This is a genomic window from Enterobacter sp. PL_is379 (assembly GCF_055817355.1).
Map to the genome: position 1 here is coordinate 224,026 of NZ_JBVPGT010000027.1, position 18,104 is coordinate 242,129.

Sequence of the window (18,104 nt, forward strand, 5' to 3'; positions counted from 1 at the left end):
TTGATTTGTTAATCTAAATGATAATAATTGTCGTTCCGTATCGCATCTAACAACAAGACGACATTATGACTCCCTCACGTTTTACGCTATGCGCCCTGGCAGGCGCCGTCTCGCTCGCACTGCACGTTCCGGCATTCGCCGAAGAATCCACTATCGTCGTCACCGGCGCAGAGCAGGGCAGCGAGCTGCCGGCCTGGACGAACAGCGCCACGAAATCGGCCGTTGCTGAAAGTAAAACGCCGCAGGTCATCACGACCCTCTCTGCGCCGGAAATTGACAAGCGCCATGCGGATTCCGTGAATGAAATCCTGCGCTATGCTCCGGGCGTCTCAACCGAGGTGCGGGGGAATACCTCCTACATGAGCGAATATAAAATTCGTGGCTTTACCGTCGACCAGGAGTTCTACAACGGGCTGCAGCTGCCCTATAACGTCACCGGCAATACCAAAGCGCGGATCGATCCGCTGTTGATTGACAGCGTTGATATCCTGAAAGGTCCCTCATCGGTTCTTTACGGCGGTGGTTCGCCGGGCGGGCTGGTGAATATCCAGAGTAAAAAGCCGCAGCGTGAAGCGCGAACCGAATTCGGTTTTAACACCGGCAATCGCAACCTGAAAGAGGGCTATCTCGATTCAACCGGGCAGATTGCCGACAGCGACTGGAACTACCGCCTGCTGGGTAAAGCGACGGAAAACGACGATCAGCCGCACACCACCCGGTATGAAAACTACCTGGTTGCTCCGTCCGTCACCTGGCAGCCCGACAGCAAAACCCGCCTTACCCTGGACGCGCTGGCGCAAAACACCCCAAGCCTGACGCCGTCAAACCCGCTGCCGCTCGCCTACCTGCGCTCGAAATACGCGGGCAAGCGCGATTACGCCGGTGATGAGTGGAATGGGTTTAAGCAGCGTCAGTGGATGCTGGGCTACAGCTTTGAACATGCGTTCGACAGCGGCTGGGGCTTTAACCAGAAGGCGCGCTATTTCGACGTCGACACGCATCAGCGCAGCGTCTATGCAACGGGCACCGGGAGTGAGGTCTATCAGCTCAACCGCTTTGCCTACACCACCGATGAAGATCTGCAGAGCTTCAACATCGATAACCAGGTGACTAAAACCGTGGCGCTGGGCGACTGGAAACACCATCTGCTGGCCGGGTTTGACTACCAGAAGCTGAACTCCCATTTCCACTACCGTTACGCGTCGACCACGCCGGGCATGGATATGCGTCATCCTGACTATTCACAAATCAGTGAAAGCGCATTAGGGCTGTATACCGCCCAGAAAAACCGGCTGAGCTATCAGCAGAACGGCTACTACCTGCAGGATCAGGTGGAGTGGGGTGGCTTAAATCTGCTGGGTAGCCTGCGCTACGACGATTATCGCTCCGTCACCACCAATTATCTGCAAAACGGTGATAAGGACTGGGTATCGCAGGATCGCGTCACCAAACGCCTGGGCGCGCTTTACGCCTTTGATAATGGTCTGTCACCGTTTATCAGCTATTCCGAAGGCTTTGCGCCGGTGTCGCCGAAGGGAACGCTCGCGGCGAAAGACGTCAAGCCGACCACCAGCAAGCAGGTGGAAGGTGGAGTGAAATATCTGCTGGCCGACTACGCCACCACCTTTACCGCTTCGGTGTTCAACATCCGTCAGAAAAATGTTGTCACCTCCGATCCGGGCTTCCTGAACTATCGTCAGACCGGGGAGGTGGAATCCAAAGGGGCAGAGCTGTCTGCCATCAGCCGCCCGGCGGACAACCTTACGCTGATTGCTAACTATGCCTACACCCACGCGATCAATACGGAAGATGACAAGTACAAAGGGAAACGTCCAACGCAGGTGCCGGAGAATGCCTTCAATCTCTGGGGGGATTACACCTTTGAGAACACGCCGTTGAAAGGGCTGATGCTGGGAGCGGGCGCACGCTATACCGGCCCGATGGAAATCTCTCCGGCAAACGATGCGGGTAAGCTGGGCGGCACTACCCAGTACGATCTGGCGGCCTCGTACCGGATGGGCGAGATCCTGCCCTCGCTGGCAGGGCTAACGCTTAAGGCCAGCGCGCAGAACATCACCAACAAAGAGACGCTGACCTGCTACGACGCGACCAACTGCTGGATTGGGCGCGACAGAACGTATCAGCTAGGGGCGAGTTACAGCTTCTAAGCAAAGCCCTGTTATTTCCAAAAGTAGGCCGGGTAAGGCGTAGCCGCCACCCGGCAATACTCACTTACTGCGCCGTCGCTTTTACCGGCGCCACCTCATCATTCGCCGCAGGCCGATTCTCCGGCACGCTGTCGCACGGTTTCTCTTTCGGGCAGACCCGATCCAGCATCTTCAGCGTCACGCCGTTGCTCCAGCCGAAGCCGTCCTGCAGCGGATACTCGCCGCCGCCGCCGCCCGTACCGGTTGTCGACACGTCGTATTTCTCGACCAGTTTCTTTTCCCGGTCGTAAGTATGCTGAACGTTTTTCAGGAAGCGCCAGGTCACATCCATCGAGACCTTCTCTTGCCCGTAATTCTGCAGCCCTTCCGCGGCCACCCATTGCAGCGGGGCCCAACCGTTTGGTGCATCCCACTGCTGGCCACTGTTGACGGTGGTGGTCGCAATACCGCCTGGTTTCAACAGGCGCGATGAGGTTGCCGCGGCGACTTTATCGGCCCGATCCTGCGCCGCTGCCTTCACGTAAAGCGGGAACAGGGCTGCCGCCGTGAGCTGATTGCGTACCTTCTTGCTCTTCAGATCGTAATCCGCGTACCAGCCCTCTTTATCATTCCACAGGTGGCTCTCGATGGCTTTCTGACGCGCGGTGGCCAGCGCCTCGTATTTGCTTGCGCTGGCGGCGTCGCCACTCTCCTGGCCTGCCCGCGCCAGCAGTTTTTCCATCTTGAACATCAGGGCATTCAGGTCCACGGGGACAATGCTGGTGGTCCGGATGGTGCCGAGTTTTTGCGGATCGTCCATCCAGCGGGAGCTAAAGTCCCATCCCGAGGCCGCGGCGGAACGCAAATCACGGTAGATTTCGGTCGCAGGTCGGTTAGGGTTACTTTTGGCGGTATTTACATCGTCAAGCCAGGACTCCGGGCGCGGAGTGTCGCGGTCATCCCAGTAGCGGTTGAGGACAGCGCCGTCATCCAGCTTCACCACTCGCTTGTTGGCCTGACCCGGCTGAAGGGCATCGACGCCGTCCATCCAGTAGGCATACTCTTTCTCCATCTGCGGACGATACTTCTTCAGCGCATCGCTGTCGTGCGTTGCCAGCAGTTCCACCATCAGCGAGAAGAACGGCGGCTGGGATCGGCTCAGGTAATAGCTGCGGTTGCCGTTGGGAATGTGGCCGAAGGTGTCAATCTCATAGGCAAAGTTATCCACCATGTCGCTGATTTTGTCCCAATGATCGCTCTCTGCCAGGCCCAGCATGGTGAAATAGCTGTCCCAGTAGTAGACCTCGCGGAAACGTCCGCCGGGCACAACGTAAGGTTTGGGTAACGGCAGCAGGGAATCCCATTTGTTGCTGGCTTTATCCGTGGTGCGCGTCAGTACGGGCCAGAGATCGTCAATATGCTCACGTAGACTTTGTCCAGCAGGCGGAACATATTTTTCCCCTTCCGCAGGGAGCGTAAAGTTCATCTCGACAAAGTGGCGTAAGTCAAAGCTGGACTGCGTGTGCTGCATCCGATAGTCCGCCAGAATCATCAGCGGGTCGCTTTTGGGGACGGCATCCGCAAAGGTTTTCTGATCGGGAAACAGTTTGGCGCTCTGCACATCATTAAACAGCGGGCCCAGCAAAATATCGGGTGAGGCTGTCTGGGCTGCGGGGCTATCGTCGGCATAACCGAATGTCGTTACGCCGAGCAGCGCGCCGCCCAACGCAAGGGTCAAGAACGCGGGGCGTAGTGTACGAGGTCTTATCATCAGTTCGTCTCCTGTCTTCACTAAACAGCGTGACCGCTGTTGTCAATCACCTGAAAACCTTAGACGAATATTGCCCGCTTCGCGTTAAATATTGCTGGCCAGTCAGACCTCTTCCGGCGTCTGGCTGGCTTCCCGCAGCGTGCCCGGCGCATGTCCAATAATGCGCTTAAATGCCCGGCTAAATGCCGCCAGAGAGCCGTACCCCAGCCGCAGCGCGACGGTTTCTATCGGCTGATTTTCATGGCGAATGTACTGGATGGCCAGGCGCATCCTCAGCTCGCTGAGATATTTTGCCGGAGTGGTTCCCGTCGCGGCCAGAAACCGTTCGGCGAACACGGAGCGGGACGTGCCCGCTTCTTTTGCCAGATCCGCGACGCTCCAGTTCAGGCCCGGCTGCTGGTGCATGGCGTAAATGGCCCGGCTCAGGCGCGGGTCGCGCAAAACCTGCACCCAGCCGGTGGCTTTACCACAGCCGCCTTCAACCCAGCCGCGCACAATTAACGCCGCTACCACGTCGGCCAGTCGCGCAAGGATCCCGGCAAACCCGGCCTGACGCGCCACGGACTCCCGCTCCATCGCCGCCAGCAGCGGGTGGATCTCCGGCCAGGTGGACATTAACCGGCTGACCATCATCACTTCCGGCATTGCCTTGATCAGCGGCTGCATTCCGCCCAGCTCAAAATCCATGCACCCGCTAAAGATGAGGGTGTTCTCGCTCTCCGGGCAGGGCTCGCAGGTGATAGCACAGACCGAGCTGCAGATAGGCTCGCTCGGAAAGGCGTTGACAGGGGTAAGGGTGGCCTGTTCGTCAGAGAGCAGGGCATGAGAATTTCCGCCGGGAATAAAGAGGGCGTCGCCACCGCTCAGTTCGAACGTTGCACCGCTCTCCATGCGCAACAGGGCGCTACCGTGGCTCACAAAATGAAACTGCGCCCGGCCGGGAGCCTGATGAAACGCGACGCCAAATGGTGAACTGGCTTCAATCCGCCGGTATTTTACGCCTGACAGGCGCATGCCGCGTAAAAGTTCGCTGATCAAATCGGGTGACTGTACGGTCATGGCGCAACTCCGGACGAATAATCAATAAGTGGAGATTATATGTCATAGATCGTCCAGGGTGAACCTTCTATTCTTTTGCGACACTAGTCACATTTTTATAACGGGAGATCAACAGATGAGTTCATGTGTCGCGGCGAGCGAGGCGGTAGCGCCTGCAAAACCCGCCTGGCGGGCCGTCTATTCACTGGGGCTGGGGGTATTTGGTTTGATTACGGCCGAATTTCTGCCCGCCAGCTTGTTAACCCCCATGGCCGCGAGCCTGGGCGTTACCGAGGGGATGGCTGGACAAGCTGTCACCGCCACCGCGCTGGTGGCGCTGGTCACCGGACTGCTGATCACCCCGGCAACCAAGAGTATCGACCGCCGCTGGGTTCTGATGTTTTTCTCGGTGCTGCAAATTATCTCCAGCCTGCTGGTGGCCTCTGCGCCCAATCTGCACGTCCTGCTGATGGGGCGCCTGCTGCTGGGGGTAGCCATCGGGGGATTCTGGGCGATGTCGACGGCCACGACGATGCGTCTGGTTCCGGCAGATAAAGTGCCGAAAGCGCTGGCGGTGATCTTCTCCAGCGTGTCGATTGCCACGGTAGTCGCGGCGCCGCTGGGTAGCTATCTGGGCAGCCTGATCGGCTGGCGCAACGTCTTTGTGCTCTGCATTCTGCCGAGCATGCTGGCGCTGCTGTGGCAGCTCTGGGTGCTGCCGTCCATGAAGCCGGAGAGCAGCGGTAGCCTGAGTACGCTGTTCCGCGTGCTGCGCCGTCCGGGGATGATCGGCGGCATGCTGGCAACCATCCTGATCTTCAGCGGCCATTTCGCTTTCTTTACCTACCTGCGTCCGTTCCTGGAGACGGTAGGCCAGGCGAGCGTGGAAACCATTTCACTGATCCTGCTGGGCTTTGGTATCGCCAACTTTGTGGGCACCTCCGTGGCCGGGCATCTGCTGGCACGTAATCTGCGCCTGACGCTGGCGCTGGTGCCATTTGCGATGGGCGTTCCCGCACTCATGATGGTCGCCTTTGGTCATCTGGCCATGCTGGACGGGCTGCTGGTCGCACTGTGGGGCTTTGCATTTGGCCTGGTTCCGGTGGGCTGGTCCACCTGGCTTGCGACCACCGTTCCGGATGAAGCCGAAAGTGCAGGGGGGCTGCTGGTGGCCTCAATCCAGCTGGCGATAAGCGCCGGTGCGGCCGGAGGTGGGGCAGTGTTTGATCTTAACGGCGCCAGCGGCGTGTTCGCGGGCAGCGGCTTCCTGCTGGTGACGGCGATGGTGATTGTGTTTATGGGTGTGAAAGTGAAAGCGGAGTGATTTTTTAGCCGGGTGAGCGTTCGTGCCACCCGGCCTCAGGTTTACAGCCCTTTCTTATCCATCAATACCGCCAGATCCACCAGGCGATTAGAGAAGCCCCATTCGTTGTCATACCACGCCAGGATCTTCACCATATTCCCGCCAATCACCAGCGTGGAAAGCCCGTCGATAATTGACGATCGCGGGTCGCCCTGGTAATCGCTGGAAACCAGCGGTTCATCGCTATAGCCCAGGATATCTTTCAGGGGGCCGCTGGCGGCCGCGTTGCGGAACGCGTCATTCACCTCTTCGGCGGTCACGTTGCGGCTCAACGTCACGGTTAAATCGACAATCGAAACCACCGGCACCGGCACGCGCAGGGAGTACCCGGTCAGCTTGCCGTCCAGGGAGGGGATCACTTTCCCCAGCGCTTTCGCCGCGCCGCTGGAGTAGGGCACAATCGACAGCGCCGCCGCGCGTGCGCCGCGCAGATCTTTTTCCGGCTGATCGTGCAGCGCCTGGCTGTTGGTGTAGGCGTGCGTCGTGTTCATCAGGCCATGCTCAATCCCGAACTGCTGGTGCAGCACCTGAGCGGCCGGTGCCAGACCGTTCGTGGTGCAACTCCCGTTGCTCACCACCGCGTGCCGGTCGGGATCGTACTGATCATGGTTGACGCCCATCACAATCGTCAGGTCGTCGTTTTTCGCGGGAGCGGAAATGATGACGCGCTTAGCGCCGCCGTGGGTGATATGCACCGCCGCTTTCTCCCGTTCAGTGAAGAAGCCGGTAGCTTCAATCACCACGTCTACCCCGGCATCACGCCACGGGATATTCGCCGGATCGCGTTCGCTAAATACGGCGATCCGCTGGCCGTCTACCTGCAGCGCGCCGTCAGCCGCTTCAACGGGCGCGGGCAGCTTGCCCAGAAGGGAATCATGTTTCAGCAGATGGGCGAGGGTTTTACTGTCTGTCAGATCGTTGATGGCCACAATCTGAAGCGCCGGGTTGCCCAGCGCCGCGCGCAGGACATTACGTCCGATACGGCCGAAACCGTTAATACCGACCTTAACCATGGTGCACTCCTTATCTCTGTTGTCTGGAGTCACTGTAGGCGTCGGGCCGCTTGGCGTAAACGACAAAAAAGGATCAGATTACGCCATCTTACGGCAGTGAAAGCGCTGGCGGTATTCACCGGGTGTGAGGTGAAGCTGTTTCTCAAAAATGCGGCGCAAGTTAATGCTGGTACCAAAGCCGCTTTGCTCAGCAACGCGCTCAAGGGGATCGCGGGTCTGTTCAAGCAGCTGGCGGGCGGCGGCCAGACGCGCTTCGGTCACGTAGCGGGCAGGCGAGACCCCGGCCTCGCGGGTAAACACGCGGGTGAAGTTACGCGGGCTCATCGCCGCTTTCTCGGCCAGGTTCTCCACGCACAGATCGTCGGTGAGATTCTGCAGGATCCAGCTTTGCACCTCGCCTATTGGCCCTGCTGTGCCGGGCTGCTGCAGGCTGTAGCGGCTGAACTGCAGCTGTCCGCCGGGACGTCGCAGATACATCACCATATCCTGCGCCACGTCGCGGGCGAGGGTAAATCCGTAGTCCTCCTCCACCAGCGCCAGGGTCAGGTCGAACCCGGAACTCACGCCGCCGGAGGTCCAGATGGGGCCGTCCTGAATGTAGAGTGGGCCGCCTTCAACCTGGATTGACGGGTACTGGGCTTGCATGGTCTCCAGCAGCCGCCAGTGGGTGGTGGCGCGACGACCGTCCAGCAAGCCGGTCTGGGCCAGCAGCATCGCGCCGCCGCAGATAGAGGCGATCCGTTGGGCGTGCGGCGCAGCGAGGTGCAGCCAGTCGACTACGGCGGTGCTCTCCTGCTCGTTCATACCGCGTCCGGTGATGATAATGGTGTCCAGCGGTTCGCGCGGATCCAGCTCCGGAAGCCGATAGTCCGCCAGCAGGTTCAGACCGGACTGGCCGTGGATCACCTGGTGAGGCTGCGTGGTGGCGATGATAATCCGGTAGCGGGGCTGCGCAAGCCCTTCCGGATGCAGCCGGTTGGCCTGCATCAGAATGTCGGCGATACCGGCGGCTTCAAACAGCATGCCGCCGTCGGGAACGATAATCAGGATCTTCTTCATGTCCTGAAAAGTACCTTTAATACAGAATAAGTCAAGCGACGCGTGCGCTCTGTGTTTCTGGCAAAGCAAAGCGATTTAAGTTCTTTGTTATTTCAGGCGTTATCCCCGATCTTCAGGGCTCTGTCTCTGGCGAAACGGCGTCTGAAGGAATGGGTAAACGAAGCTCCCTCTATTTACATCCACAACAACGCAATCAAATCCACCGCCTCGCGTCGGGTTTCTTGTGGCGAAGCGAACTGCCCACCTGGCTGGTAATGTTCACGATTTATGCGGGCTGGTTTGCCACGCTGGCGTTCTGGCAAACGCTCGGCCTGCTGCCCGCCACGCTGCTGCTCATCGGGTTTACCGCCTGGTATATGTCGTTGCAGCATGAGCTGATCCACGGGCATCCCACCCGTTTTGCCTGGCTTAACCAGCTGTTCGGCACGCTCCCGCTGGCGGTCTGGTACCCGTACGGCCTGTACCGGGATTCCCATCTGGCCCACCATCGGTACGATAGCCTGACCCATCCGGTGGATGACCCGGAGTCGTACTATTTTACCGAGGCGAGCTGGGCGCGCTTTTCTCCCTGGCAGAAGCGCCTGATCCGGGCCCGAAATACCTTTGCCGGGCGGCTTCTGCTGGCGCCGCTGCTGGATATCGTCCAGACGCTGGGCAGCGCCGTGGCGGCGTTTCGTCATCTTCACCTGCGGGCGATGACGATGTGGCTGGTTCACATCACGCTGCTGGCGGCACTCTTCGCCTGGATGACATACGTCGGTTTTTCACCCGTCTGGTTTGTGCTGGCGGTCAGTTATCCGGCGCTGGCGCTGACCAAGGTACGATCGTTTTTCGAACATCGTGCGGCGGACGATCCGCTGGCGCGCTCCGTCATTAACGAGGCCGGGCTGTTCTGGCGGATCTTGTTTTTGAATCTCAACTATCATTCAGTACATCATGATCTACCGGGCGTGCCGTGGTACGGACTGAAGGCGATCTACCAGCAAAACCGGGAGGCGTACCGGGAGCGAAACCGCGGTTTTCTGGTCAGGGGCTACGGTGAATGGCTGCGCCGGTTCTGGATCAGTCCCGTCGACGTCACCGTTCACCCCGGAAAGCAACAGGGGGAAGGGTATGAGTAACCTGCTGGCGTTTCCCATGTATGCGGTGGATCGCGCCGACACGCGCGCGCTCTGGCTGGCGGTAAAGGGGCTGCTGGCCGCACGCGGTGTGCCCGTCGATGATCTCCCCGACGGGCCGGAGTCCGATCTGCTCACGCACTGGCAACAGCCCGGGCTTATCCTCAGCCAGACCTGCGGTTACCCGCTGGTCACGCAGCTTCCGGACGTGCAGGTTGTCGGCTGTTTTCACTACGCGGCTCCGGGCTGCGAAGGGATCCAGTACCGCAGCTTTCTGGTGGTGCGCGAGGAGGATCGGTATCTCACGCTGGCGGATTTTCGCGGCCGACGAGCGGTCTGTAACTCTGCGGACTCGCAGTCCGGCTACAATGCGCTGCGAAAAAAAGTAGCGCCTCTGGCGGCGGACGGTCCGTTTTTCGCGCAAACGTCCTTTAGCGGCAGCCATCGCCAGTCGCTGAAGGATGTCAAACGCGGAGCAGGGGATATCGCGGCCATCGACTGTGTCACCTGGGCACTGCTGCAGCGTCACGAACCGGAAGGTCTGACGGGGCTGGCTGTCATTGACCGTACCCCGCTGACGCCAGGGCTGCCGCTCATTACCTCGCCCCACACTTCGCCTGACACCCTGAACGCCCTTCGCGATGCGCTCCACGCGCTGGTGAGTTTGCCGGAACACCGGGCCGTTTGCGACGCGGTACTGATTGAGGGGTTTAGCGTCGTGACGCGTCAGGCCTACGCCTCATTGCTGGCGTGATAAATCTCCTGCGCGTCGGTAAAGCAGCGCAGCGCCAGCGAGGAGACCGGTTTTTGCCTGCGCATAATCAGGCCGACAGGGGCCTCAATGTTCGCATCGGCGATGGGGACAATCCTGAAATGGCTGTTCAGATCTTCCAGCCCGTTGTTCAGCGGCATGACGGCGCAGCATACGCCGCTCTGAACCGCCTGAATGATCTGGAACGTCGAGTCGCTCTCGAAAACGGCCGTCGGTTCAATGCCGACAGACTTAAAGCCGGCTTCCATATGCGCCCGGTAGTGCATCCCTTTGGTCAGGAACCCCAGCGGAAAATCCGTCAGATCGCGCCAGGTCAATGTCTCCTGGCCGAGCTGGAAATGACGGACGTCGTGCAGCAGGCCCATCTTCGTTTTGGGAAGCTGGATAATATCGAACTGGCTGGTGTCAATGCTGTTGAGGTAGCAAATTCCCAGCTCAAGCTGATTGCGGCTGACGCCGTCGGCAATCTGCGCGGAGGACATAGAATAGAGGCTGTAGGTCAGCTCCGGGTATTTTTGCGTCAAATGGCGAATAAAAATCATCGGATCCACGCTCGCCAGCGGCACCATCCCCAGACGGAGTTCGCCCACCACCTGGCCTTTGCACAGCGCGGCTTCCGCCTGTAGCCCGTCATGCGCGGCCAGCAGCGAGCGGGCCCACGCGAGGATGCGTTCACCCTCCGGCGTAAACCCTTCAAAGCGCTGCCCGCGCACAATCAATACCAGCCCGAGCTCCTCCTCCAGGCTGCGGATGCGCATGGAGAGGGTCGGCTGGGTAATGTTGCACTGCGAGGCAGCCTTGCCAAAATGGCGGGTCTCGTCGAGCGCGATTAAATATTTTAACTGTTTAATATCCATCTTTTTCTCTGCGCGAACAGCCTTACAGCATGCGGATCTCTTTTGAGCGCAGGGTGATGCGAACCGGAACGGATTTATACGACGGCGTACCGCTGTCCTTATCCAGATAATCAAGCGGTACCAGCACGTTGGCTTCCGGATAATAGGCGCCGACGGTCCCCGGCGCGATGTTGTACGCCACCACGGTAATGTCTTTCAGACGCTGAGCGCTACCGGGCAGGGCGGTTTCGATATCCACGCGGTCGCCGTGTTCCAGCCCTGACTGCGCCATATCGTCTTCGTTCATAAACAGAACGTCGCGACGGCCAAATACGCCACGGTAGCGGTCGTCCAGGGCGTAAATGGTGGTGTTGTACTGGTCGTGGCTGCGCAGCGTGATCAGGCGCAGAACATGCTCACCTTCACCGCTGGCGTTCTCGTGAACCCCGTCGAACACCGAGAACATCGCTTTTCCCGTCGCCGTTGGCCAGATACGTTGCGTCGGTGGCAGCGGCATACGGAAACCACCGGGAACGCGGATCCGCGCGTTATAGTTCTCAAAGCCCGGAATGGTCTGCTCGATCAGTTCGCGGATGCGGTCGTAATCCTCAACCAGCGTCAGCCAGTCCACGCGGGTGTCCGGCAGGGTGGCTTTCGCCATGCCGGCGACGATAGCGGGTTCCGACCGAAGCAACGGCGAAGCGGGCTTCAGCTTGCCGGATGAAGCATGCACCATCGACATGGAGTCTTCGACGGTAATGGACTGGCGGCCGGTGGCCTGAACATCCAGCTCTGTACGGCCAAGACACGGGAAAATAAAGGTCTCTTTGCCCACCAGCAGATGGGTACGGTTGAGCTTGGTGCCGACGTGCACGCTCAAATCCAGGTTACCCATCGCCGGAAAACCCCGCTCGTGATCGGGCATCGCGACGGCAAAATTGCCGCCGAGGCAGATGAGCGCTTTCGCGCGGCCGTCGATCATCGCCTGCGTGGCCTGCACCGCGTCGTGTCCGTGGTGCGACGGTGGCTCAAAGCCGAACACGTCCGTCAGGCGATTAAGGAATGCCGGCGTGGGTTTCTCGCTAATCCCGACGGTACGGTTCCCCTGCACGTTTGAGTGGCCGCGCAGCGGGCATATTCCCGCGCCGGGCTTGCCGATATTCCCCCGCAGCAGCAGCACGTCGGCAATCAGGCGGACGTTGGCCGTCCCTTTATTGTGCTGCGTAATCCCCATCCCGTAGGTAATGATGGTGGCCTTCGATTTTGCATAGGCTTCGGCGACCTTTTTGAGCGCCGCCAGGCTCAGACCCGACTCGCGTTCGATGTCGTCCCAGCGGGTTTGCGCGATATCGGCGGTGAACGCCTCAATGCCCTGGGTGTGTTCGGCAATAAATGCGTGGTCCAGCACGTCACCGCGTTCGGCCTCCATTTCCAGCAGGTGTTTGGCAATGCCTTTCAGCGCGGCGGCATCGCCCCCGGCCTTCACCTGGAAATAGGTCGAAGCGATATCCGTGGAGCTGTAGGTTGCCATTTCAATCACGCTTTGCGGGTCGGCGAAACGTTCCAGGGCACGTTCGCGCAGCGGGTTAAAGACGATAATCGGCACGTTCCGGCGGGCCAGCTCGTGGAGGGTCCCCATCATTCGCGGATGGTTGGTGCCGGGGTTGTGACCAATTGAGATCACCAGCTCGGTCTTATCGAAGTCGTCCAGCGAAACGGTGCCTTTTCCGATGCCAATTGAACGCGGTAAACCGACGCTGGTGGCCTCGTGACACATATTCGAGCAGTCGGGGAAGTTGTTGGTGCCGTATTCGCGAGCAAACAGCTGGAACAGATACGCCGCTTCGTTAGAGGCGCGTCCTGAGGTATAGAACTCGACCTGGTCCGGATCGAGCCCGCGCAATACTTCGCCGATGCGTTGAAACGCCGCGTCCCAGTCGACGGGGCGGAAGGTGTCGCTTGCCCGATCATAGCGCAGGGGGTGCGTGAGTCGACCGTAGCCTTCCAGCTCAAAGTCCGATTTTGCCAGCAGCGAGGAGACGCTGTTTTCAGCCAGAAACGCGGGGGGGACGCGTTTGCTGGTCGCTTCCCAGGTCACCGCTTTGGCGCCGTTCTCGCAGAACTGGAACGTCGATTTGTGTTCTTTATCAGGCCACGCGCAGCCCGGGCAGTCGAAGCCGTCAGGCTGGTTGGTGCGCAGCAGCGTCGCGGGAGCGTCAAGGGTATCCATTTGGGTACGTACCGCGATGGCCGTCGCTTTTAGTGCCCCCCAGCCGCCGGCAGGGCCGTCATAATGTCTGATGCCTGGCACCGAGCGTCTTTTCTTGTTCATACCCACTCCTGATTTGTTCGGTCAACAACATCTGAACCCATAAAAGCGCTGCACAGGACAATAAGCAAAAGCAATGACGACCGTATGGCTACGCGCATGCGGTGCGGGAAGGTGCTTTATCTTAAATTCTCTTTATTACAGCGACTTATGGGGATTGATGTTTAAATATTTAAAGAAATTATAACGAAATTTTATCATTTTAATAATAAATCTTATCTATCGGTCGGTAGGCGAGATAGATGGCGGTGAGCAAGGAAGGATGTAGTACCAGTAAAACTTCGAATGAAGCTGATGCGCTGGAGATATCGCCACGATTCACGTCTGGCGGGCTGCTGGAGGCATTTTGGGTTTGAGGAAATGACAGGAAGGTTTACTCAGGCTTAATGAATAATAGATATAAGGTATACCTTACTGTGGAATTATCACGACATAAAATATACAGTTTTTTTGCGGCATGAAATTAACGTCGGGCTGCATTAAGTGAAATATTATCACCCAAGCGATGAAGCGTGTTCAATATTAAAGATACCTTGTTAGTGCAACAAATAATTCATCGGGGATATATTCCTTTGACATCAAAAAAACGCGAATTCTACTAATTATGGTAGTGGCGATAATAGCGTTATTGCGTTAATGAAAGTGGTTCTCTTTTGTGTTTTTAATAGATAAAACATAATGTTATGTGGTTTTGCAGTGAGGAAATAAGAAAGGGTGGGGCAAATCGTTTTTTTTCATAGGATTAATCCTATAATTTTCCGACTGCTTCATTTACCAACAGTTACGCGGCGGTAAATATTGAATTGATGCGAAGCTCATGTAAACTTGCTTACCGTTTGTCAAAATATGTCAGGAAGACACTGGGCCTTATTCTGAAGGGCTCGTGCGGTAGCTATGTCCTTAAAATAGTAACGCCCCGAAAATATCCTGGCTATTTTAACAATAGCACTTAAGTCAAACTTCATCCCCTTATCTCCATCATCGAAATATCGCTACGGAAAAGCATATGAAAATGCGCGTACTGTTTTCACTTCTGTTTGTAATGGCGGTGGCGGGCTGTAAAGCGCCGCAAAAACCTGTGATCAACGACGATACGATCGAGACCAGCCAGGTCAACGGCGTTACCTTAACCCACCGTCACGCTGTGACGCCGCCGACGGAGTTCACGCCGGTCAACGAGCCGTATCGTGCCATGTATCCGGCTTCCCTGATGAGCCGACCTGACTTCGGCGGCAAAGTTATCCGTAATCTCGAGACCGGAAAAACGTACGTGGTGCTGGGGCAGGTTGAACACTACTGGATGGCGCTTGCCGACGAAGGCAACGATCAGCTGATTGGTTACGTCCCGATGCGTGCGGTTATCAAGGCCGACCAGTACGACGCCGCCGTGCGTAAACAGGCGATTCGTCCAAAGGTGCGTAAAAAAGCGACCTGTGTCGATGTCGATGGCAACAGCAAAGCCTGCAAAGACAGCGCTAACGGTACCTGGATCCTGAACTAAACGGCTTTCATGAGCGCATTTTTATGAATAATAAAAATTTTCATAAGCTGTGGTTATTCTTTTACGCGGCGATTTTCGCCCTGGTCAGTGGTTGTACGTCGTCTTCACACAGCGACCCCTCCCGCTACAATCTGCAGTTTCAGGCTCATCCACAAATCAATGAATCTGCGCCGCTTAAGGTCCGGGTGCTGTTGCTGAAATCCGATGCGGATTTCATGTCCAGCGACTTCTACTCCCTGCAGAACAACGCGTCGGCCACGCTTGGCGCGAATCTGCTGAACAGCGACGTGTTCTTCCTGATGCCGGGACAGCTGTCCAAAACCCTCAGCGGGCAAAGCTCTCCGGAGGCCCGCTACATCGGCGTGATGGCGGAGTATCAGGTGCTGGATGGCAAAAAATGGCGCGTTTCACTCCCTCTGCCTGTGCCTGGCGAAAATCATATCTACCAGTTCTGGAAATGGTCCGCAGATGAACTTCAGGCCAACGTTTTTCTCGACGTGAACGGCATTCGTGTCATCAGCCAGTAACGCGCTTCAAAACAGGAAACACATCATCATGACGAAAGCAGAAAAGGTCGTCTGGACCGAAGGCATGTTCCTGCGTCCACACCATTTTCAGCGGACTGAAAGCTATCTGCTCAACCATGTTCGTGAATGGGGCGCACTACAGCGGTCGTATCTCTGGGGCTTTCTCGACGTTGAACTGGATGAAGCGATGCTTCGTCAGGGATGCATTGCCCTGAGCTACTGCAGCGGTTTGCTGCCGGACGGCACCTTTTTCCAGGTACGTAACGGGCGCAACGGCCCTGCACCGCTGAAAATTCCTGACAATCTCACTAACGAAAAGGTGGTGCTTGCGCTGCCGGTACGTCGTGGCGAGAGAGAAGAGGTGATTTTTAGCGAAGAACCGGCCTCGCTGGCGCGCTTCATCGCTTTCGAGCAAGAGGTGGAAGACGATAACGCCATGTCGGTGGGGGATGCCACCGTCCAGTTTGGCCGCCTGCGTCTGACCCTGATGCTGGAAAAAGACCTCACGGCAGAGTGGACCGCCATCGGCGTGGCGTTTGTGACCGAGAAGCGTAACGACAACCACGTGCGGCTCGACAACAGCTACATCCCGCCGATGCTCAACGCCAACAACAGCCCGCAGATCTACAGCATGATCAACGATCTGCACGGTCTGCTGGTGCAGCGCAGCCAGCAAATTGGCGGTCGTTTGCGCCAGCCCGGTCGCTTTAATACCTCCGAGCTGATTGAGTTCACGCTGCTGTCGCTGGTTAACCGTCATCTGGGCGAGGTTTCTCATTTAAAAACCCTCCCGCTGCTGCATCCGGAAACGCTCTGGCGCAGCTGGCTGCCGTTTGCGACCGAGCTTGCCACCTGGACGTCCCAGCGTACCGCTGAAAGCGTGCTGCCGATTTACGATCATGACGATCTGGCAAACTGCTTCAGCAAGCTGATGCTGATGCTGCGTCAGGGGCTGTCGCTGGTGATGGAAGACCATGCGATTCAGCTGCCGCTTAACGAACGCTCTCACGGGCTGAACATCGCCACGGTGCCTGAAACCAGCATGGTGCGTGAGTTCGGCTTCGTGCTGGCGGTTAAAGCCAACGTGCCAGGCGAACACCTGCAAACCCATTTCCCGGCGCAGATGAAGGTCGCGCCGGTGTCGAAAATCCGCGATCTGGTTCAGCTTCAGCTGCCGGGCATTATGCTGCGCGCCATGCCGGTCGCGCCGCCGCAGATCCCGTGGCATGCCGGCTATAGCTACTTTGAACTGGAGAAGGGCAGCGAGCTGTGGCACGAGATGGATAAGTCCGGTGCATTCGCCCTGCATCTTGCAGGGGAATTCCCGGGGCTGGATATGGAGTTTTGGGCCATCCGTAGCCCGACAGAATAATAAAGCGAGCGCTTAATATGCAGGAACGACAGGACACCGGCAGTGATGCCGCCTTTACCGGAGCCAGTAGCAACAATCAGCTGGTGGCGGCCGCCAATCCGCTGCTCAATGCGATTCCGCAGATCCGTCACTCGATCTCCCATGACGATCAGGTGGCGCTACGCCAGCGCCTGATTGATGAGATTCGCCGTTTCGAAGTCCGCTGCCAGCAGGCGGGGCTGCCCTACGAAGTGATCGTCGGGGCTCGTTACTGCCTGTGTACGGCGCTCGATGAGGCCGCCGCGCTCACCCCCTGGGGCAGCAGCGGCGTCTGGTCAAGCAACGGTCTGCTGGTGACGTTCCATAACGAAACCTGGGGCGGCGAGAAGTTCTTCCAGCTGCTGGCGCGTCTGTCGCAAAACCCGCGCGAGCACATTCTGCTGCTGGAGATGATCAACTACTGCCTGCTGCTGGGCTTCGAAGGACGCTATCGGGTGCTGGATAACGGCCGCACCCAGCTTGAAACCATCAAGCAGCGGCTGTGGCAGATGATCCGCGGCGTGCGCGGCAGCTATCCGCCGCCGCTTTCACCCCATCCGGAAGATCGTCCCGTGCTGCGCAAACTCTGGCGACCGATGGTTCCCCTGTGGGCCTGCGTGGCGCTGGCCGGGTTTATCGCCTGCCTGTTTTATATCGTGCTTAACTGGCGTCTTGGCGATAACACCAACCCGGTGCTGGCGAAGATTTATCAGTCTCAGCTGCCGGAAACCACTATTCAGCAACCGGCGCGTCAGCTTCCGGCTGTGCTGAACCTGCGCGGCTTCCTGAAACCTGAAATCGAGGCTGGTCTGGTCGCGGTGAAAGACGAAGCGGATCGCAGCGTCGTTATCCTCAAGGGCGACGGGCTGTTTGCTTCTGCCTCTACCGTCGTGCGTGACCGCTATGAACCGGTCATCCACCGCATTGCGCAGGCGATGAATAACGTCAGCGGCAAAATTCTGGTGGTGGGCTACAGCGACAATGTGCCGATCCGCAGCGCGCGCTTTGCCTCTAACTATGAACTCTCTCTTGAACGCGCCCGCTCGGTACAGAAAATGCTGCAGGGAAGCCTCTCTCAGCCTGGCCGCGTGAAAGCGGAAGGGCGGGGCGAGATTAACCCGGTGGCGCCGAACACGACGCCTGAAAATCGCGCCCGTAACCGCCGTGTGGAAATTACTCTGCTGGTGTCGCCTGAAAACACTCAGGCTGAGCTGAACGGATTGCCGCAAGGAAACTAAGG

14 protein-coding genes are annotated in these 18,104 nt (G+C 58.0%); 8 read left to right on the forward strand and 6 right to left on the reverse strand.

The window, feature by feature from the left end; genetic code table 11:
* The first annotated feature begins 65 nt into the window (after positions 1-65).
* Positions 66-2,168: a TonB-dependent siderophore receptor gene (locus AC0TOY_RS10530; RefSeq protein WP_473721799.1), complete on the forward strand. Its 2,103-nt coding sequence runs from the start codon at positions 66-68 to the stop codon at positions 2,166-2,168.
* A 64-nt stretch (positions 2,169-2,232) separates the two neighbouring features.
* On the opposite strand, the gene AC0TOY_RS10535 is transcribed toward AC0TOY_RS10530, so the two are convergent.
* Positions 2,233-3,918 (reverse strand): alpha,alpha-trehalase, encoded by a 1,686-nt coding sequence (locus tag AC0TOY_RS10535; RefSeq protein WP_148770141.1) that lies wholly within the window; start codon positions 3,916-3,918, stop codon positions 2,233-2,235.
* Positions 3,919-4,020: 102 nt separating this feature from the next.
* Positions 4,021-4,977, reverse strand: coding sequence for an AraC family transcriptional regulator (locus AC0TOY_RS10540; RefSeq protein ID WP_473721800.1), 957 nt, complete (start codon positions 4,975-4,977; stop codon positions 4,021-4,023).
* 115 nt (positions 4,978-5,092) lie between these two features.
* Here AC0TOY_RS10540 and AC0TOY_RS10545 point away from each other — a divergent pair, with 115 nt between their 5' ends.
* Positions 5,093-6,280 (forward strand): MFS transporter, encoded by a 1,188-nt coding sequence (locus tag AC0TOY_RS10545; RefSeq protein WP_473721801.1) that lies wholly within the window; start codon positions 5,093-5,095, stop codon positions 6,278-6,280.
* A 41-nt stretch (positions 6,281-6,321) separates the two neighbouring features.
* On the opposite strand, the gene gap is transcribed toward AC0TOY_RS10545, so the two are convergent.
* Both gap and AC0TOY_RS10555 read right to left on the reverse strand, forming a co-directional pair.
* The gene (gap, locus tag AC0TOY_RS10550; RefSeq protein WP_048223692.1) at positions 6,322-7,332 is read right to left on the reverse strand and encodes a type I glyceraldehyde-3-phosphate dehydrogenase; all 1,011 of its coding nucleotides are present in this window, start codon (positions 7,330-7,332) and stop codon (positions 6,322-6,324) included.
* 78 nt (positions 7,333-7,410) lie between these two features.
* Positions 7,411-8,391 carry a GlxA family transcriptional regulator gene (locus AC0TOY_RS10555; RefSeq protein WP_473721802.1) on the reverse strand — a complete coding sequence of 327 codons (981 nt, stop codon included), beginning with the start codon at positions 8,389-8,391 and terminating at the stop codon, positions 7,411-7,413.
* Positions 8,392-8,540: 149 nt separating this feature from the next.
* Between AC0TOY_RS10555 and AC0TOY_RS10560 the strand changes: the two genes are divergently transcribed.
* Both AC0TOY_RS10560 and AC0TOY_RS10565 read left to right on the forward strand, forming a co-directional pair.
* Positions 8,541-9,512, forward strand: coding sequence for a fatty acid desaturase (locus AC0TOY_RS10560; protein ID WP_473721803.1), 972 nt, complete (start codon positions 8,541-8,543; stop codon positions 9,510-9,512).
* Complete coding sequence (locus AC0TOY_RS10565; RefSeq protein WP_473721804.1) at positions 9,505-10,263, forward strand: phosphate/phosphite/phosphonate ABC transporter substrate-binding protein; 759 nt, start codon at positions 9,505-9,507, stop codon at positions 10,261-10,263. Before AC0TOY_RS10560 ends, AC0TOY_RS10565 begins: the two co-directional genes overlap by 8 nt.
* On the opposite strand, the gene AC0TOY_RS10570 is transcribed toward AC0TOY_RS10565, so the two are convergent.
* Positions 10,242-11,138 carry a LysR family transcriptional regulator gene (locus AC0TOY_RS10570; RefSeq protein WP_473721805.1) on the reverse strand — a complete coding sequence of 299 codons (897 nt, stop codon included), beginning with the start codon at positions 11,136-11,138 and terminating at the stop codon, positions 10,242-10,244. The two genes, AC0TOY_RS10565 and AC0TOY_RS10570, sit on opposite strands and share 22 nt — an antisense overlap.
* Before the next feature lie 22 nt (positions 11,139-11,160).
* Complete coding sequence (locus tag AC0TOY_RS10575) at positions 11,161-13,449, reverse strand: FdhF/YdeP family oxidoreductase (protein WP_473721806.1); 2,289 nt, start codon at positions 13,447-13,449, stop codon at positions 11,161-11,163.
* Between the two features lie 1,003 nt (positions 13,450-14,452).
* On the opposite strand from AC0TOY_RS10575, the gene AC0TOY_RS10580 reads away from it, so the two are divergent.
* From AC0TOY_RS10580 to AC0TOY_RS10595, 4 genes are read left to right on the forward strand one after another with little or no spacing between them, the layout of a single operon-like run.
* Entirely contained in the window at positions 14,453-14,947 is a 495-nt protein-coding gene (locus tag AC0TOY_RS10580; protein WP_024909827.1) for a hypothetical protein, read from the forward strand.
* A gap of 23 nt (positions 14,948-14,970) precedes the next feature.
* Complete coding sequence (tssJ, locus tag AC0TOY_RS10585; RefSeq protein WP_024909828.1) at positions 14,971-15,474, forward strand: type VI secretion system lipoprotein TssJ; 504 nt, start codon at positions 14,971-14,973, stop codon at positions 15,472-15,474.
* A gap of 28 nt (positions 15,475-15,502) precedes the next feature.
* Positions 15,503-16,846 carry a type VI secretion system baseplate subunit TssK gene (tssK, locus tag AC0TOY_RS10590; protein ID WP_024909829.1) on the forward strand — a complete coding sequence of 448 codons (1,344 nt, stop codon included), beginning with the start codon at positions 15,503-15,505 and terminating at the stop codon, positions 16,844-16,846.
* 17 nt (positions 16,847-16,863) lie between these two features.
* Positions 16,864-18,102, forward strand: a complete 1,239-nt coding sequence (locus AC0TOY_RS10595) for a DotU family type VI secretion system protein (RefSeq protein ID WP_024909830.1) — start codon at positions 16,864-16,866, stop codon at positions 18,100-18,102.
* Positions 18,103-18,104: the final 2 nt, after the last annotated feature.

Bases quoted from the DNA above. Each gene is read 5' to 3' on its own strand.
- AC0TOY_RS10540 (WP_473721800.1), bottom strand. From the start codon at position 4,977: ATGACCGTACAGTCACCCGATTTGATCAGCGAACTTTTACGCGGCATG.
- tssJ (WP_024909828.1), top strand. From the start codon at position 14,971: ATGAATAATAAAAATTTTCATAAGCTGTGGTTATTCTTTTACGCGGCG.
- AC0TOY_RS10560 (WP_473721803.1), top strand. From the start codon at position 8,541: ATGGGTAAACGAAGCTCCCTCTATTTACATCCACAACAACGCAATCAA.
- AC0TOY_RS10570 (WP_473721805.1), bottom strand. From the start codon at position 11,138: ATGGATATTAAACAGTTAAAATATTTAATCGCGCTCGACGAGACCCGC.
- tssK (WP_024909829.1), top strand. From the start codon at position 15,503: ATGACGAAAGCAGAAAAGGTCGTCTGGACCGAAGGCATGTTCCTGCGT.
- AC0TOY_RS10565 (WP_473721804.1), top strand. From the start codon at position 9,505: ATGAGTAACCTGCTGGCGTTTCCCATGTATGCGGTGGATCGCGCCGAC.
- AC0TOY_RS10555 (WP_473721802.1), bottom strand. From the start codon at position 8,391: ATGAAGAAGATCCTGATTATCGTTCCCGACGGCGGCATGCTGTTTGAA.
- AC0TOY_RS10530 (WP_473721799.1), top strand. From the start codon at position 66: ATGACTCCCTCACGTTTTACGCTATGCGCCCTGGCAGGCGCCGTCTCG.
- AC0TOY_RS10545 (WP_473721801.1), top strand. From the start codon at position 5,093: ATGAGTTCATGTGTCGCGGCGAGCGAGGCGGTAGCGCCTGCAAAACCC.
- AC0TOY_RS10535 (WP_148770141.1), bottom strand. From the start codon at position 3,918: ATGATAAGACCTCGTACACTACGCCCCGCGTTCTTGACCCTTGCGTTG.
- AC0TOY_RS10595 (WP_024909830.1), top strand. From the start codon at position 16,864: ATGCAGGAACGACAGGACACCGGCAGTGATGCCGCCTTTACCGGAGCC.
- AC0TOY_RS10580 (WP_024909827.1), top strand. From the start codon at position 14,453: ATGAAAATGCGCGTACTGTTTTCACTTCTGTTTGTAATGGCGGTGGCG.
- AC0TOY_RS10575 (WP_473721806.1), bottom strand. From the start codon at position 13,449: ATGAACAAGAAAAGACGCTCGGTGCCAGGCATCAGACATTATGACGGC.
- gap (WP_048223692.1), bottom strand. From the start codon at position 7,332: ATGGTTAAGGTCGGTATTAACGGTTTCGGCCGTATCGGACGTAATGTC.